This window comes from Candidatus Tisiphia endosymbiont of Nemotelus uliginosus, from assembly GCF_964264835.1.
Taxonomy (GTDB): Bacteria; Pseudomonadota; Alphaproteobacteria; order Rickettsiales; family Rickettsiaceae; genus Tisiphia.
The window spans coordinates 786,675-803,273 of the sequence record NZ_OZ183485.1; the positions used below are offsets into that span (position 1 = coordinate 786,675).

The following is a 16,599-nucleotide window of genomic DNA, read 5'->3' on the forward strand; positions in this document are numbered from 1 at the left end:
TGAGCACAACAAAAATCCTGCAATATTAGGTATTCCTAAGCTAAATACCGCAGGCTATGTACTCATTTGATCTCAAGAATCCTCATTTTGTTTGTTAGGGTGTGTGTGAGCGCGCGGAAGTAATATACTGGTCCATGAGCAGCTAAATCTTCGCTAAAATGACAAAATAATTCTTGAAAGCAACTGGGTATCCTAGGTTCTGTTGACAAAATTTTTTTAGGGCCTTTTTTGGCATGTTTTGCCTGCAAATATAGGTAAATTTTTTGAAATAGGTGGACTATTGACTTGCAACATTCACCTATATTTTTGGTAAAAACCTGTTCAAAAAGTCTACTAAAAAATTTTGTCAACACAACCTAAATATCTCTAAGTAACTTGTGTTTCTGAGGTGTCATATGTCCTTGGTTTTCCAATAATATTATATAAATTAATGCAGGGCTTGCCTAATGCATTAGTTAAACATAACTTAGTTAGTTTGTAATAAAACTAATGATTTTTATTACAAATTAAGACTTATCGTAAATAATCTAATAAAAAGATATGTATGACTAAAAATACAGTTACTGACAATAAAGAATTACCTACTATATACCCGGATAATAGTGCAAAGCATACTAGTGTTATCAAAGAAGATGCTGTGACCATAAACCTAAAACAATTAAAACGTAAACTACCGGAAGAATTACAATTACAAGCCGAGAACCTGAATATAGAGAATGCTAGTTATTTGTTAAAGCAAGAATTAGTTTTTGCTATATTAAAAAAATCTGTGGAGCAAGGAGGGTTAATTCTAGGGGAAGGGGTGTTAGAGATTTTACCAGATGGGTTTGGTTTTCTGAGGTCTCCAGAAGTAAATTATTTAGCGGGTCCTGATGATATTTATATTTCTCCTAGTCAAATACGACGTTTTGGCTTACGTACTGGTGATACAGTGGAAGGACAAATTAGAGCTCCAAAGCCGGGCGAGCGATACTTTGCGTTATTAAAAGTTAATAAGGTAAATTTTGAAGAACCCGCTAAAGCATATCATAGAGTACATTTTGATAATTTAACTCCGCTTTACCCTGAAGAGAAGTTATCATTAGAAATAGAGAATAATAGTAAGGATTTTAGTACTAGAATAATTGAGTTGGTTGCTCCTATGGGTAAAGGACAACGGGCATTAATTGTAGCTCCCCCAAGGACAGGCAAAACTGTCTTATTACAAAATATAGCTCATGCAATTACTACTAATAATCCAGAAGTATTTTTGATTGTATTATTAATCGATGAGCGGCCAGAAGAAGTAACTGATATGCAACGTTCAGTGAAAGGAGAAGTTGTTAGTTCAACTTTTGATGAACCAGCTTCTAGGCATGTGCAGCTTGCTGAAATGGTGATAGAAAAAGCCAAAAGGTTAGTAGAACATAAAAGGGATGTGGTAATATTAGTGGATGCTATCACTAGACTTGCAAGGGCTTATAACACGGTAGTGCCTTCGTCAGGTAAAGTGCTCACAGGAGGTGTTGATGCTAATGCATTACAAAGACCTAAACGATTCTTTGGTGCTGCTAGAAATATTGAAAATGGTGGCTCATTAACCATAATAGGAACGGCCCTAATTGATACAGGGTCTCGTATGGATGAAGTGATTTTTGAAGAATTTAAAGGTACCGGTAATTCTGAAATAGTATTAGATCGTAAAATAGCCGATAAGCGCATCTATCCTGCTATTGATATAACAAAATCAGGTACACGTAAGGAAGAATTGTTGGTTAATGAAACAATTTTACCAAAAATGTGGGTACTGCGTAGAATTATTAATCCAATGGGTACTATAGATGCTATAGAATTTTTAATAGATAAGCTAAAAAATACCAAGACAAATACTGAATTTTTTGATTCAATGAATTCTAATAAAATGAATTCTAACAAACTAAATGGTGAGAGGACAAATGGCTAAAAGAGTAAAAATTTCATTAATAGGTGGTGGTAATATAGGAGGGGTGTTAGCGCATCTAATTAGCTTCAAGGAATTAGGGGATGTAGTAATGTTTGACATAACTCCAGGGTTGCCCCAAGGGAAAACTCTTGATATATCCCAAGCAGGAGCTATAACTGGATCAGATAGAAATGTAAGAGGCACTAATGATTATCAAGATATAGCAAATTCAGATGTAATAATTGTTACTGCAGGCGTGCCACGTAAACCAGGAATGAGCCGGGATGATTTAATTAATGTGAATTCTGATATTATCAAAAAGGTCGCTACCAATATTAAACAATATGCTCCCAACGCTTTTGTAATTGTTATTACTAATCCTCTAGATGTTATGGTATATGTCATGTTAAAGGAAAGCGGATTACCTCACAATATGGTAGTTGGGATGGCAGGAGTACTTGATTCTGCAAGATTCAATTTATTTTTAGCTCAGGAATTTAATGTCTCGGTAGAGAATGTGAGTAGCTTTGTGCTGGGGGGGCATGGAGATTTAATGGTGCCATTAATTAGATATTCTACTATTAATGGAATTCCAATTTTAGATTTAGTAGAGATGGGGTGGTCAACTAGGCAGCGTATTGATGCTATAGTAGGACGCACTAGAAATGGAGGAGGGGAAATTGTGTCTCTACTTAAAACTGGTTCTGCTTATTTTGCACCTGCAACTTCTGCAGTGGAAATGCTAGAAAGTTACTTAAAGGACAGACGTAAAATATTAGGTTGTGCTGCTTATCTTCAAGGTGAGTATGGAGTAAAAGATTGTTATGTTGGGGTACCAGTGGTAATCGGGAAAAATGGTGTAGAAAAAATAGTAGAAATAAAATTAAATGCTGAAGAGCAAGCCTTATTTAACCAATCAGTGGCAGGGGTAAAAAAAATGATAGAATTAGTATAATTGGGATTGCCATAACTGGTATGTCAGCTCAATAACGCAGGCTATGTACTATTGGTAAATGACGAGTTGGTAGACGATAGAATCAACTTCAAGAAGAGGGTAGTAGCAAAGCTAGAAGAAGCGCAGAGTACATTACGTTATGTGAGCATCCTCGACCTTTTAGGTATAATAGAGCTCAATTCTTGAAGTTCCGAGAAGTATATAGGAATAAAATGTAACTTTTCCTTGACTTATATTGCAGATGATGGCGTTAATATGGAATAAGAAACTAAATCATAGAGAGAAAGTTTGAGAATTTTAATAGTAGGAGCTAATGGCTTTATTGGATCATATATTACTGCTGCGTTATTAAAAGATCATCACAAGGTCACTTGTGCAGTTAGAGACGTAAAAGCTACGCAAAGGAAATTTCCTAATGTAAAAATTGTAGCTTGTGATTTTAATGATGATACTGATCCTCACAAGTGGCTGAGTCACTTACAAAATATCGAGGTAGTTATTAATGTAGCTGGAGTATTAACTTCGACAAACAATAATAAAATAGAAAATGTCCATTTTTTGGGGCCAAAAGCATTATTTGAAGCATGTATTCTTGCTAAAGTAAAAAGAATTATCCATATTTCAGCTCTTGGTATAGATCACGAAAAAACTACTGGTTATGCTCTCACTAAGAAACAGGCTGATAATTATTTGCAAGCCTTAACCAATATTGATTGGGTAATTTTACAACCATCACTTGTATATGCGGCTGGTTGTTATGGAGGTACCTCCTTATTCCGCGCTCTAGCAACCTTACCTTGGTTTATTCCTGTCATAGGAGATGGGTCCCAACAATTTCAACCCATACATATAGATGACTTAACTAAAGTGGTTATTCATTGCCTTAAAAGAGAAGGAACGATTTGTAAAATATTAAAAATAGTGGGTCCAGAAATAGTGACAATAAAAGAAATATTAATTAATTTTAGAAGGTGGCTTGGTCTAGGCCCTGCTAGATTAATAAAAATTCCTTTAATATTTATTAGAATTGGAGCTAGATTAGGAGATGTTTTTAAGATAGGACATCTAAATAGCATATTATATAGTATGATGCTACAGCCAAATACTGCCAGTAAGGATGAATTTATTAATTTTACTTCTATTACTCCAAGAAACTTTGAAGAAGGATTAGCAACGGAGCCTCTTACTGCTCAATCATTATGGCACGCTAGACTCTTTTTATTAAAACCATTATTAAAAGTTGTTTTAGGGTTATTGTGGATTACCACTGGTGTTATCAGTAGTGTTTTTGCACCCGAACTTGCGCTGAAGGCCATCACTAGGCTAGGCTTTAATAATCATACTGCACACGTGATATTATATTCGAGTTGTCTAGCTAATATAATTCTGGGGATTTTAGTGATCATTAGACAAAGAATCACAGGAATATGTATAGCACAGATTTTGTTAATGTTAACTTCTACAGGTTTGACCACCTTATTATTCCCTTCTTTATGGCTAGCTCCTTTAGGTTTGTGTACCCAGAATATTCCTATAATTCTTTTGACTCTTGTTCTCTTAACTATAGCAAGAGATAGATAAATCTGCTATAAATTACCCACCTTCTATATTCCTTTTTATTGGCGGTAGGAGATTCAGATTAAATGACCCCTCCTTCCGCATTACTTATATCGTTTGGATTGGAATCCACTCCTGCTAAATCACTTGCTAATGGGTTGGGATTTGTACCATTTGTAGTATTCTTTTGCTCATTTGTAAAACTAAAAATAACAGCAATATAGTGTAGTATGGCAACTATAGGAGTGAAAACACCACTTGTATTATTAGAAGGGGAAACTATTTTTTTGCTTTCTGGTCTTGCGTCAGCTTCCCAATTAATCATATTCAATATTCTTGTTAGTTAAAAATACGCATATTAGTTAATAATGCACTGCATATATTATACTAAATGTTATCTATTAACAATACTTTTAATATAATTAATTACTTAAGAAATATTAAGTTTTATATTATACTTGATTTTTTCTAATACTATATCATTATAATAAATGATATATAGTCACACTACGATATTTTGAACACTTAATCAATAAGGTGTATACTGAAATAACATTTAGGAGGTTTTATGCAATTAAAGAGTTATTTTACAAAACTTGCGGTAACCGCTTTTGGCCCTTGGCTTACTCAGTATAAAAATTTTTTTACAGAGGAAGATTTAGCTAAGGGTATATCATCTATACAAGAGAAATTAGCTGAAATTGATAAAGATGATAAAATAGTGATAACATCCAATGACGTCATTAAAATAATTAAAACGAGTGAAGCACCGGCAAACAAGATTCAAGTAATTGAAGATCATACTATTATGCGGGTATTGACGGCAATTACTAATGTGCAGTTACAAAAATTTTCGGAATTTGTATTGGGTCTTCCTGTAGAGCGAAGTGGTTATACTGATTATTTACGCCAAGAAGAGTTAAAAGATGGTTATTCTAAAATAGAAGCTGTCAAAAATATACCTGATATTAATAAACTAGTTGAAAAATTTAATAATTCCCCAAAACCTGAATATCGTACTAATTATGAACAGATTAAACAGGGTGTAGAAAACTTACAAAAGTATATTTCGTCTTGTCCTACAGAAGATGTATATATCCCACCATTAGGAGGAGACATCATGGATCAATGTGGTGATTTTAGTGGGTATGCCTAATGAGCTAAATGCTCTACTTTCTATTACGTTTAGCTTTTTTGGTCTTAATAGGCCCAACATCTTTTTCTTGCTTATTCTTTAATTTGTTATTATTAGCCTCAATTATTTCCAATACCATATCTAGGCTCAGTGCAAAAGGATTATACCTTTTAGGTATTGAAATAAATCTATCAAGATATTTAAGATAAGGTCCAAATCGCCCAATACCTAGTATAATTTCGTTATTACTTCCAGGATAGTCAAATAATTTCCTGGGTAAACTCATCAGTTGCAGTGCCATATCAAGGTTAATGTCCTGATGCGGCATTGCTGCTGGTACAGGAGCTCTTTTTGGTTTTTCTGCTTTAGAGATTTGTTCTCCAAATTGGACATAAAACCCATAAGGGCCTTTTTTGAGGAACACATTTAAGCCTTCTTTGTTGACTCCCAATAACTTATTTTCTTCAGCGACTTGGTCTCCATTTCCTTCTCTAGTGGCGGCAGTAATCTGTTTCTTAAAATTACATTCAGGATAGTTACTACAGGCTAAAAATGCCCCAAATTTACCAAGCTTGAGTCCTAATTTGCCGGTAGCACAAGATGAGCAGTTTCGAGCTAGATTATCTGTCTTATTTTCTCCAAACAAATGATAGTCTAAAGCGCTTTCAACATAAATAATGATATCAGTTATTTTTTTTTCGCTGACTGATTCGACATTTTGATTAAAATCACCCCAAAAATTTTCTAGTAAAGTCTTCCACTCGATCTTGCCTTCTGCTACTTCATCTAAGTCATTTTCCAGTTCTGCGGTGAAATCATATTCTACATATTTTTTAAAGAATCCAATTAAAAACGCAGTGACTAACCGGCCTAACTCTTCAGGTACAAAACGTTTTTTTTGGACAACCACATATTTTCTCTCTTGCAACACTGAGATAATTGTTGCATAAGTAGAAGGGCGGCCAATGCCTAATTCCTCAAGTTTTTTTACTAAACTAGATTCAGAATATCTAGGGGGAGGTTCGGTGAAATGTTGTTTAGGATTAATGGATTCTACAGCTATTTTTTCTCCTGGTTCTAATGCTGGCAGAAGCTTGTTTTCTTCTTCTAATGCATCGTCTAATCCTTCACGATAAATTTTATAAAAACCTTCAAAGGCAATAACGGAGCCAGTTGCCCTAGCTAAGAATTGTTTATCCTCAGTTTCAATTTGCGCTACCACTAAATCCATCACCACATTTTCCATTTGACAGGCGACGGTTCTTTTCCAAATTAAATCATAGAGTCTATAATAATCTTTCTCTAGTTTATCTTTTAATCTTTCAGGAGTTAAATTAATATTTGTAGGTCTTATTGCTTCGTGAGCTTCTTGAGCATTTTTAGCCCTAGATTTGTAAATTCTTGGGCTAGGAGGGAGATATTTATCACCAAAATTCTTATGGATTAATGCTCGGACCTGATCCACTGCCTCACTTGCCAAAGTGATCCCATCCGTTCTCATATAAGTTATCAGACCGATAGTATCTTTGCCAATATCTAAACCTTCATAAAGTTTTTGAGCAATTTGCATAGTTTTCTTAGCAGTAAAACCTAATTTCCTAGCGGCTTCTTGTTGTAATGAAGAGGTAATAAAAGGTGGTTGAGGTTGGCGTTTTTGCTGCTTCTTGTCTAAAGATGCCACATAAAAATTTTTTGTTCTAATTTGTTTTACCAAATTGTGAGCAGCTGATTTATTAGTAATAGTAAATTTTTCTAGTTTTTGGCCATTAATATGAGTTAAGGTCGCTAAAAATGGTTCTTTGTTTTTGTTAAGCATGTTAAGGATGATATTCCAATATTCCTGTATTTGAAAACGTTCTATTTCATCTTCACGTTCACAAATAAGTTTAAGGGCTACCGATTGTACGCGACCTGCAGATTTACAACCAGGCAGTTTTCGCCACAATAAAGGAGATAAAGTGAAGCCTACTAAATAATCTAATGCTCTTCTCGCTTGCTGCGCATTAACCAAATTAATATCTATGTCCCGGGGGTGCTCAATGGCATATAAAATAGATTTTTTAGTAATCTCATTAAATGCTATTCTTTTGAAAAATTCTTGAGATTGTACTAAGTTTTGCTCCTTTATTACTTCTGCTACATGCCATGAAATCGACTCTCCTTCCCGATCCGGATCAGTTGCTAAATAAATGGCTTCTGCCTTGCGAGCTTCTTTGGTGATTATCTCTACATATTTCTTGGCTTTGTCAGAAATGACATATTTCATTTCAAAATTTTTGTTAGGTAGCACCGACCCATTTTTAGAGGGTAAATCTCTAATATGACCTACTGAAGCAATAACTTGAAAATCATCACCTAAATATTTATTGATTGTTTTTGCCTTGGCAGGCGATTCTACTATGACTAATTTCATGTTAATTATAAATTAAAACAATTTTATTACCTGGATATCTTATGACTTTTTCCGCTAACTCTAATTCTAGTATTATCATATATATAGTTTGTAGAGGTAACTGAGTTTCAGTATGTAAACAATCAAAATCTGTTGGAGTGGCAGATAATAGCTCTCGAACCTTGACCCGCATATCATTAGTAACTAAATCATGGTATTTCATATTCAGCGTTTTGAATTGATTATTTATCTGGGAATCTTGGGCTATATCTTTTGCTTTGTTGAGAATATTATCAAAAGATGGTAAGTTAGTCACTATATCGTCCACCGATTCTACTATATGTGCTCCTTGTTTAATAAGTTTATTAGTGCCTTGACACCTAGGATCTATAGGAAAACCTGGGACTGCAAATACTTCTCTATTGTGCTGCAAGGCAAATTTAGAGGTTATTAAAGAGCCGGATTTTAAACTAGCTTCTATTACTAACGTGCCAAGCGATAAACCAGCAATGATCCTATTACGTTGCGGAAAATGTTGAGCTAACGGCTTGGAGCCTATAGGTAATTCTGCAATTATTAAGCCATTTCTGACAATTTGTTCAAAGAGTTTAGCATTTTCTAGAGGATAAATATGGTCAATTCCTCCTGCTATTACCCCTATTGTTTTGGAAGTGTTGACTTGATGTACAACCGTATCAATCCCTCGTGCTAGCCCAGAAACCGTTATATAACCTAGTTCTATTAAACTTGTTGTCAGTTTAGCTGTAAGGGATCTGCCATTTACTGAAGCATTTCTTGCGCCAACAATTGCTACGCAGCGGTTATGTGATAATAATTCAATATTTCCTTTATAACTTAATATAGGAGGAGGATCAAAAATTTCCGCCAGTAGTTGTGAATAGAATGAGGACTTATAAGTAATGAGTTGAGCATTATTTTGGTCTAATAATTCTAATTCTTTAAGCGCATCATTTTGGGAAAACACTTTTACAAGCTTAGGGCGGCCACCCCGCACAGAAAATTCTTGGATATTTTCTATCGCTATGCTTGCATTACCGAATACCTTTATTAATCCCCAAAAGGTTCTAGGTCCAACATTTTCGCTTCGAATTAAACGTAAAATATCGATAGTTTCTTGGGTGTAAGGATTTTCTAGCTTCTTATTTAGAAATAGTTCTTTCAGCACTAATCCTCTTTAATTATAGTACCCTAATTTTAGGTTGTATGAAGGAAATTTTTAGCGCTTGAGTTATATGTATTTTATTTGCAAAATAGCAGAAATTTTTTGCGATAGGTATATTATTCCTGCATAATTCCCACTATTGGTTGATTAAAATACTCTATAAATCACTTCTATCAAAGTTTCGTTCACACAATCTAGATCACATATATCCTCTTTGGTTTTTAAGAGTTGTTTTTTTCACTCTATCGGGGTGTTATACCATTTTCGAAAACTAATCATCTACGTTCGTCGTACTTCATGATCTTCTGCTTCTCACGTATATTTCTGTCACGCTACTGGACAAAAATAGAAGATGGTTAAAAAAACATATTATTTTAAGTACAAAATGTTATTTTTGAGATAATAATTGCTAAAAACGAGCTTTAGCAGATAACAATTTTTGTACTTTTTCAACCATTTTCTATTTTTGTCCAGTAGTGTGATATTTCTGTACGCGCAGGTAGCGGGCACTCGTACTCCTAGTGCTAATTTAGTTTTGGGAAATGGTATTAGCTATGCTCCATACACGTACTTAAGTGTAAGCTCTGCGCGCTCTTTCCATTGGCAAATAAAACCCAACTGAAATTCATTGAGTATATGATCTCGAATTAGCAACAATAAGACAGTGCTAGAGTGTTGCTTATACAATTTTACACTACACGTCTATAATTTTTCTGCATTCGAAGCTAAATAATGTGCTATCCCTTTATGGGAAGGATTAATACCCTCATCGCCTTTGTGCCAACCAGCAGGGCATACTTCTCCATGCTTGGTGTTATATTCTATAGCATCAATTAGGCGTAGCACTTCATCTACATTTCTGCCAATTGGTAAATCGTTAACTGATAAATGCCGAACTATAAATTGTTCATCTATAATAAAAGTACCGCGTAATGATATTCCTTCGTCATGCAGGATATTATAATGCTCGGTGGCCGTTTTATTAATATCAGAGACCATAGGAAATTGTATATCACCCACTCCTCCCTTATTATACGGAGTATTTTTCCAAGCCAAATGAGAAAAATGAGAATCCACACTTATCGCAATTAATTTGGTATTTCTTTCAGTAAATTCTCCTAGTCTATTATTAAATGCAATAATTTCTGAGGGACAAACAAAAGTAAAATCAAGAGGATAAAAAAATAACACAACTTTATGATCTCTAGCATAACTTTTAAAATTAAATTCAGATTCTATACTATTATCTGGCATAATAGCTTTAGCTGTAAAATCTGGGGCAGCTTTTCCCACAAACACTTGCATGTTAAATTCCTGTTAATTAAGTGATAAAAAAATATTCCTTATGATATATAAAAAAATATTACATTACAATATAAAAATCTCTAATTTTTTCAACTAAAAGCTGAAAAATGAATTTTATTTTATACTATTAACCCTTTTACTTGTGATTTCCATAATTTTTTATATAATTTACTATTCTTTAATAATTCCGTATGGGGGCCATCACCTACGATATGACCTTCTTCAAATACTAAGATTCGATCCATATTTAATAAAGTAGATAATCTGTGAGCTATTACTATTACAGTTTTATGTTGCATTAAATAGCTTAATGAAGCATCGAGTAACTCTTCAGTTTCGCTATCTAAGCTACTGGTTGCTTCGTCAAGAATTAAAATGGGAGCATTTTTTAATATAGCTCTAGCTATTATGATCCTTTGTCTTTGACCCCCTGATAGATTATTGCCGCTTTCACCACATAAACTATTATAACCATCTGGTAAACTGGTAATAAATTCATGTATATGGGCGGCTTTTGCCGCTGCCATTATTTCCTGTAGGCTTGCTTCTTTCTTGCCATATTGGATATTTTCGAGTATTGTTCTGTGAAACAAGATAGCTTCTTGGGGTATTACACTAATATTTGCTCTTAAGGAATCTTGCGTTACATGTCTAATATTTTGTCCATCAATTAATATTTCTCCTTTAGTGATATCGTGTAATCTAATAATAAGATTAACAAAGGTAGATTTTCCTGAGCCAGAAAAACCGACCAACCCGACTTTTTGTTTACTAATAATTTTAATAGATTTATTCTCAAATAAGTTATTATTATGGTAATAATTAAAAGTAACATTATTAAATATAATTTCTCCTGCAGTCACTTTTAAAATTTTAGCATTTTCTATATCTGTCAGAACATAAGGGCTCATTAAAGACATGCTTTGATTAAAAGAACCAAGTTCTTCAAACATATCTCCTACTTCTTGCGTTAGATCCCAAACCTCAGTACTAACAGCGATACAAAGAGTTAAAATTAATACACAATCTCCTATAGTGATTAGTGATTGACTACGAAGCTCTGCTAGATAGTAAATAATCATAAAAATCATTATGCAACAAGAGGTACCAAGTACTATACGCAACTTGAACATAAAAAATTGCATGATTTGTTCATTATCTACTGCATCACTTATTCTGACTTCTAAGTTTTGACGTTCAAATTTATGAGAGGTAAACATACGAACTGCACTAATATTTGCGATGGCATCAACAATATTACCTGCAACTACTGCTCGAGAGCGGGCATAATTTCCTGAATATTTATTAATTATATCTGAATAAAAGATGCTAATACCTACGAAAAAACTAATCCATATCAGAAATATAGTAGCAAACACTTGATGTACTAAATACATAGTCACCAAAGAAAATCCAATAATAGCTGCTTTATATAGAATTTTCTCTCCAATTAATGATAATACCATCTCAAAAGACCGTGCAGCTTCTGTAATCCGGTTGGTAATGTGACCTGCGAGATTCTCTTGAAAAAATTTATGATGATGGTATTGAGTATAATTATACATTTCATCTAAAATTTGCCCTTTAATATGAGGCATTGTCTTAAGATACAGATAATCATAAACTCGCCATATAATATTTATCACCATCCACCAAAGAGCGTATATTATGCCCCAAAACATCATGACCGATGGAAGAGTAGTCACTTGGTCAGCAGAAAAAGTTTCTATTAGATTGATAATTTTTTGTAATAATACACTATCAATAGCAGGCACTATCCCTAAGATTATACATAATAAACCTAACGTAATTACCTGAATTTTTTTTTTCCGTAAAAAATAAAGAAACGGTTCCTTTGTAGTCTTTAAAAAACCATAACTTTCTAGCACAATCATTACTCCACTGCAAAAGCTGATTAGTTCCTATTATTAAATTTAATTTATAGGGTATACTCGAATGATCTCCAGAATTGGTCTTGCAACACTTTGGGGCGGTGGCGTGCTCATATAGTATATCTATACTGCACTCTCCTACCCCTGGCTTTATGTCCCAATTTCTCAGGATCATTTGAGTATATTGTAATTAAGACTATTTTTCTCATAGAAAATTCAATATAATATCTTAAATTACTCTGAAGAATAGTGTTAAATTATAGCGTGATCTATTACAACAAATAACATACGTAAAATTAATAAAATAACAAACAAAACTTGCTAGCTTATTTCAAAAATGTTATAAGAAAGTACAGGACTATCTTTAAAGCGACGAGAATGGAAGCAAAAAACACTCCTATTGTTACCGATGAAAAAACCCAAAATCAAGATTTAACAATTTCTGATTATCCTTTTTCTGATGTTAAATACATCTGCCAAGCTGCAACATTAATTACTGACGCTACTCAGCAAGGGTTTGATATTGCACAATTACCAAACGGAGATATAACAGTTACAGAAATCAAAGTAGTAAATGTGAATTATACCTGGCATCCTGTAAAACAAAAGTTTATCAAAGTGAACATCTAAGGTTTTTAATCTTATCTTTTATTGAGCTCAGATATATTTAAAGGTTTCTTATGATAAAACTGTCAGCTTTTATTATCACTAAGAATGAGGCTAGTAGAATAGCCCGTGCTATAAATAGTCTTAAAGCAATTGTCGAAGAAATTCTTATAATTGATAGTGGCAGCACTGATAACACTATACAAATTGCTAAAGAATTGGGAGCTAGAGTAATTTTTAATGAGTGGCAGGGCTATGTCAAGCAAAAATCTTTTGGAGAAAGTTTATGTAAAAATGACTGGGTAATAAATATTGATGCTGATGAGGAGCTGTCACAAGAGTTACAAGATGAAATAGAATTTATATTTGCATCAAATATGCAAGATAATTATTATGCCTATCAAACTAAAATTATGATCCTACATCGCAGAGATAATACGGCTCACTATTTTGCTCCTTATAATAAATGTATGAGACTGTATAATCGCAGATACGCTAGTTTTAGCAATAATACCCTAACCACCACTCACGATTCAGTGCTGTTGAATAGCGATATTTCTACCACAGGTAAAATATATAATTTAAATGGTATAATTTATCACAGGTCTGGTATATCAATTGAGCAATTAATAAATAAAGCTAATTTTTATTCATCTCAACAAGCACAAGATCTGCTTAAGCTAGGTAGGGCTCCCTCCAAAGTAAGAATTTCTACAGAATTAATTTTCTATTTTTTAAAAACATTTTTTATCAGAAGGTACTTTGTATTTGGTTTTGATGGATTTGTAGATTCAATAATATTGGCTTTTGCCCGTTTTGCCAGGTTAGCTAAAGCGAGAGAGTTAATAAACGAACAAAAAACGCGTAATACCATTTCCGAAAACTAATCATCTACGTTCGTCGTACTTCATGATCTTTTGCTCCTCACATATACGTCTGTCACACTACTGGACAAAAATAGAAAATGGTTAAAAAAACATATTATTTTAAGTACAAAATGTTATTTTTGAGATAATAATTGCTAAAAACGAGCTTTAGCAGATAACAATTTTTGTACTTTTTCAACCATCTTCTATTTTTGTCCAGTAGTGTTGTGATACGTCTGTACGCGCAGATAGCCGGTACTTGTGCTCCTAGTGCTAATTTAGTTCCCGGAAATGGTATAATAAATAAATTTACTGAAATTTACTTAAGGTTTGCTCAAATAATAATTGTTTTTCTTTGTTAATCACTTGTTCCATTTTGTCTGTTAGCTCTCGCGCATCGGTTTTGGCAATTTCTTCCATAGTAATAACATCAATGATTTTTACTTGAATAGTTCCAGGTTTGTTAATCCAAAAACCTTTAGGCCAGTATGCTCCCGCATTGTGGGCCATCATAACTATAGGTACTTTAGCGACTGTGGCTAATTTCGCAGCACTTGGTTTAAATTTAACAGTTTTATCTGGTTTGATTCTAGTGGATTCTGGAAAGATGATCAACCACAAACCACTGCCTAGCTTTTGTTGTCCTTCTTTCAAAATTTGGCCGACAGAAATATTAGAATTACGATCTACCGCAATAGGTTTAACCATGCGCAAGCCCCAACCAAATAATGGAATCTCAAATAATTCTTTTTTTAGCACCCAAGAATGCTTAGGAATAATTAATTGCATATATACTTGTTCCCAAAAGGATTGGTGATTAGCTACTAATATAGAAGGTACGGATGGTAATTTTTCTAAACCAGAAACTTGGTATTTTAAACTACAACAAATTCTTGCCAGCCAAATAAAAACATAGGAAAAAATAACCCCTATGTTATATCTGATATTATAGTTGACATTAAAAAATGTTACGGGTATGTAACATATAATAAAAAATACAATAGTAAAGATAGCAAGTAATGCATAAAATATTAATATTCTTAATCGCCAAAACATACTTAATCTATCTTGTTTTATAGGCCAATTCATGATTTTCATTGAGTATATGTGTTCGTATATCGCAAGAGGCTATAATATATAGCATAAAATTCTCTCTAACCAAATTATAATTTAACCGCTTCGTGCTCAGAAATAAAAATTTAGGAGAAATCGCATGAAAAAAATAGCAGTATCAGGTTCTCAAGTGACAGGTAGCTTACATTTAGGAAATTATTTAGGAGCAGTGAGTAATTGGCTTAAAATACAAGATGAATATCATTGTCTCTTCTTTCTAGCTGATCTACATTCTATAACTATAGATAGGTTACCTATAGAACTAAATACATCAATCCTGCAAACCGCTGCTATGTATATAGCTACCGGCCTTAGGCCAGAACAGACTATTATATTTGCGCAAAGTATGGTCAAAGAACATGCAGAGCTTGCTTGGATATTGAATTGCGTGACTCCTATGGGCTGGCTCAAACGTATGACTCAATTTAAGGTGAAGGCTGGAGCGGACCAAGAAAATGCGGGTTTAGGGTTGTTTTCTTACCCAGTCTTGATGGCAGCTGATATATTATTATATAATCCTGATATCGTGCCTGTGGGAGAGGATCAAAAACAGCATTTAGAGCTCACTAGAGATATTACCGAGGTAATTAATAGAAAATTTAATCAGGAAATCTTTAAATTACCTGAAGCGGTAATTCAAGGTTCACGCGCTAGGATAATGAGCTTAAAAGATGGGAGAAAAAAAATGAGTAAATCGGATCCCTCAGATCTATCGCGGATTAATTTAAGTGATAGTAGGGATCAAATTGCACAGAAGATTAAAAAAGCAAAAACAGATAATTTAGCTAACATGAGCTATGATCATGTTAGTAGGCCAGAAATTAGTAATTTAATCGACATTTACTCCAGCTTATCAGATCGGGCTATTGACCAGATAGTTCTGGATTATCAGGATAGCGGGTTTGCTAAATTTAAACAGGATTTAACGGAAATTCTCATTAGCAAGATCTTTCCTATTAGGGAGCAATATGTAGAATTAATGAGTAATCAAGACTATTTAATAAATGTGCTAAGAAATGGTGCAGAACAAGCTAGGATTCCTGCTAGTAAAACTCTGTCTCGGATCAAGAAGTTATTTGGCTTTATAATATAAAGAAGCAAGAGGTACAATATATTACTCATTTTTCAATTGACTTCTTGCGAAACTCTACTGGCGATGGTAATGTGGACAATGAATCTAAGCTCAAATCCTAACGTACACTTACGTACGCTGCGGTTTGAAGCGAGGAGCCTTCTTCAAATTCCCTACCAGAAGCAAGTTTCGCAAGAAGTCTATTTTCACTTTACCTTAAGGTGCTTGTGTTTACCTAAAATATTGGTACGCTGCGCGCTTCTACTGCTTAAAATAAAATGAAAATTCTTGAAATACGAGTAATATATCAACTATTGCTTAAAGAATAAAATTTACTTATCGCTTTCGTTAGTCTTAGTTTCTTGAGTAGTAGTTTTGGTCTTGGTTTGTACAGTTTCTTCTTGGACTGATTTTGCTTTAGTTTCACTATCATCTGCTTCTTCTACCGCTGGGGTGGCAGCAAAAGCGGATACCGAGAAAGCGAAAGTCAAAATAGCTGCTAATAAATTTTTCATAATAAACCTCATTTTTATGTCACGCCATTATAACTTGCGGCATACGATATTCAAGGTAAATAAATAAGATTTAAGCTTTGATTATAA

Annotated in this window: 14 protein-coding genes; 7 read left to right on the plus strand and 7 right to left on the minus strand. The window is 33.7% G+C overall.

Features of this window, described 5'->3' with window-relative positions:
* The first annotated feature begins 544 nt into the window (after positions 1–544).
* The 3 genes from rho to ACFELV_RS03475 all read left to right on the plus strand — a co-directional run bounded on the left by rho (position 545) and on the right by ACFELV_RS03475 (position 4,457).
* A complete protein-coding gene (gene rho, locus ACFELV_RS03465; RefSeq protein WP_375326763.1) occupies positions 545–1,942 on the plus strand; it encodes a transcription termination factor Rho in 1,398 nt (465 codons plus the stop codon).
* Positions 1,935–2,876, plus strand: coding sequence for a malate dehydrogenase (mdh, locus tag ACFELV_RS03470; RefSeq protein ID WP_375326764.1), 942 nt, complete (start codon positions 1,935–1,937; stop codon positions 2,874–2,876). The genes rho and mdh overlap by 8 nt, the downstream gene beginning before the upstream one ends.
* A gap of 288 nt (positions 2,877–3,164) precedes the next feature.
* Complete coding sequence (locus tag ACFELV_RS03475; protein WP_375326765.1) at positions 3,165–4,457, plus strand: NAD-dependent epimerase/dehydratase family protein; 1,293 nt, start codon at positions 3,165–3,167, stop codon at positions 4,455–4,457.
* Between the two features lie 58 nt (positions 4,458–4,515).
* Here ACFELV_RS03475 and ACFELV_RS03480 read toward each other — a convergent pair whose 3' ends face one another.
* Positions 4,516–4,758, minus strand: coding sequence for a hypothetical protein (locus ACFELV_RS03480; protein ID WP_375326766.1), 243 nt, complete (start codon positions 4,756–4,758; stop codon positions 4,516–4,518).
* A 243-nt stretch (positions 4,759–5,001) separates the two neighbouring features.
* Between ACFELV_RS03480 and ACFELV_RS03485 the strand changes: the two genes are divergently transcribed.
* The gene (locus tag ACFELV_RS03485; RefSeq protein ID WP_375326767.1) at positions 5,002–5,589 is read left to right on the plus strand and encodes a hypothetical protein; all 588 of its coding nucleotides are present in this window, start codon (positions 5,002–5,004) and stop codon (positions 5,587–5,589) included.
* Positions 5,590–5,602: 13 nt separating this feature from the next.
* Here the strand turns inward: ACFELV_RS03485 and topA are convergent, their stop codons facing one another.
* The 4 genes from topA to ACFELV_RS03505 all read right to left on the minus strand — a co-directional run bounded on the left by topA (position 5,603) and on the right by ACFELV_RS03505 (position 12,343).
* A complete protein-coding gene (gene topA, locus ACFELV_RS03490) occupies positions 5,603–7,981 on the minus strand; it encodes a type I DNA topoisomerase (protein WP_375326768.1) in 2,379 nt (792 codons plus the stop codon).
* A 1-nt stretch (position 7,982) separates the two neighbouring features.
* Positions 7,983–9,146 (minus strand): DNA-processing protein DprA, encoded by a 1,164-nt coding sequence (gene dprA / locus ACFELV_RS03495; RefSeq protein WP_375326769.1) that lies wholly within the window; start codon positions 9,144–9,146, stop codon positions 7,983–7,985.
* 699 nt (positions 9,147–9,845) lie between these two features.
* Positions 9,846–10,448 carry a peroxiredoxin gene (locus ACFELV_RS03500; protein ID WP_375326770.1) on the minus strand — a complete coding sequence of 201 codons (603 nt, stop codon included), beginning with the start codon at positions 10,446–10,448 and terminating at the stop codon, positions 9,846–9,848.
* 119 nt (positions 10,449–10,567) lie between these two features.
* Positions 10,568–12,343, minus strand: a complete 1,776-nt coding sequence (locus ACFELV_RS03505) for an ABC transporter ATP-binding protein (protein WP_375326771.1) — start codon at positions 12,341–12,343, stop codon at positions 10,568–10,570.
* 375 nt (positions 12,344–12,718) lie between these two features.
* On the opposite strand from ACFELV_RS03505, the gene ACFELV_RS03510 reads away from it, so the two are divergent.
* Positions 12,719–12,970 carry a DUF2671 domain-containing protein gene (locus tag ACFELV_RS03510; RefSeq protein ID WP_375326772.1) on the plus strand — a complete coding sequence of 84 codons (252 nt, stop codon included), beginning with the start codon at positions 12,719–12,721 and terminating at the stop codon, positions 12,968–12,970.
* Positions 12,971–13,020: 50 nt separating this feature from the next.
* Entirely contained in the window at positions 13,021–13,833 is an 813-nt protein-coding gene (locus tag ACFELV_RS03515; protein WP_375326773.1) for a glycosyltransferase family 2 protein, read from the plus strand.
* A 288-nt stretch (positions 13,834–14,121) separates the two neighbouring features.
* Here the strand turns inward: ACFELV_RS03515 and ACFELV_RS03520 are convergent, their stop codons facing one another.
* Positions 14,122–14,868: a lysophospholipid acyltransferase family protein gene (locus tag ACFELV_RS03520; protein WP_375327500.1), complete on the minus strand. Its 747-nt coding sequence runs from the start codon at positions 14,866–14,868 to the stop codon at positions 14,122–14,124.
* Between the two features lie 157 nt (positions 14,869–15,025).
* Between ACFELV_RS03520 and trpS the strand changes: the two genes are divergently transcribed.
* Positions 15,026–16,018 carry a tryptophan--tRNA ligase gene (gene trpS / locus ACFELV_RS03525; protein ID WP_375326774.1) on the plus strand — a complete coding sequence of 331 codons (993 nt, stop codon included), beginning with the start codon at positions 15,026–15,028 and terminating at the stop codon, positions 16,016–16,018.
* A gap of 311 nt (positions 16,019–16,329) precedes the next feature.
* Here the strand turns inward: trpS and ACFELV_RS03530 are convergent, their stop codons facing one another.
* The gene (locus tag ACFELV_RS03530; RefSeq protein ID WP_375326775.1) at positions 16,330–16,512 is read right to left on the minus strand and encodes a hypothetical protein; all 183 of its coding nucleotides are present in this window, start codon (positions 16,510–16,512) and stop codon (positions 16,330–16,332) included.
* Between the last annotated feature and the right edge of the window lie 87 nt (positions 16,513–16,599).

Excerpts from the sequence above, each read along its gene's own strand:
- rho (WP_375326763.1), top strand. The coding sequence starts at position 545 with ATGACTAAAAATACAGTTACTGACAATAAAGAATTACCTACTATATAC.
- mdh (WP_375326764.1), top strand. The coding sequence starts at position 1,935 with ATGGCTAAAAGAGTAAAAATTTCATTAATAGGTGGTGGTAATATAGGA.
- ACFELV_RS03480 (WP_375326766.1), bottom strand. The coding sequence starts at position 4,758 with ATGATTAATTGGGAAGCTGACGCAAGACCAGAAAGCAAAAAAATAGTT.
- ACFELV_RS03485 (WP_375326767.1), top strand. The coding sequence starts at position 5,002 with ATGCAATTAAAGAGTTATTTTACAAAACTTGCGGTAACCGCTTTTGGC.
- topA (WP_375326768.1), bottom strand. The coding sequence starts at position 7,981 with ATGAAATTAGTCATAGTAGAATCGCCTGCCAAGGCAAAAACAATCAAT.
- ACFELV_RS03500 (WP_375326770.1), bottom strand. The coding sequence starts at position 10,448 with ATGCAAGTGTTTGTGGGAAAAGCTGCCCCAGATTTTACAGCTAAAGCT.
- ACFELV_RS03505 (WP_375326771.1), bottom strand. The coding sequence starts at position 12,343 with ATGATTGTGCTAGAAAGTTATGGTTTTTTAAAGACTACAAAGGAACCG.
- ACFELV_RS03510 (WP_375326772.1), top strand. The coding sequence starts at position 12,719 with ATGGAAGCAAAAAACACTCCTATTGTTACCGATGAAAAAACCCAAAAT.
- ACFELV_RS03515 (WP_375326773.1), top strand. The coding sequence starts at position 13,021 with ATGATAAAACTGTCAGCTTTTATTATCACTAAGAATGAGGCTAGTAGA.
- ACFELV_RS03520 (WP_375327500.1), bottom strand. The coding sequence starts at position 14,868 with ATGTTTTGGCGATTAAGAATATTAATATTTTATGCATTACTTGCTATC.
- trpS (WP_375326774.1), top strand. The coding sequence starts at position 15,026 with ATGAAAAAAATAGCAGTATCAGGTTCTCAAGTGACAGGTAGCTTACAT.
- ACFELV_RS03530 (WP_375326775.1), bottom strand. The coding sequence starts at position 16,512 with ATGAAAAATTTATTAGCAGCTATTTTGACTTTCGCTTTCTCGGTATCC.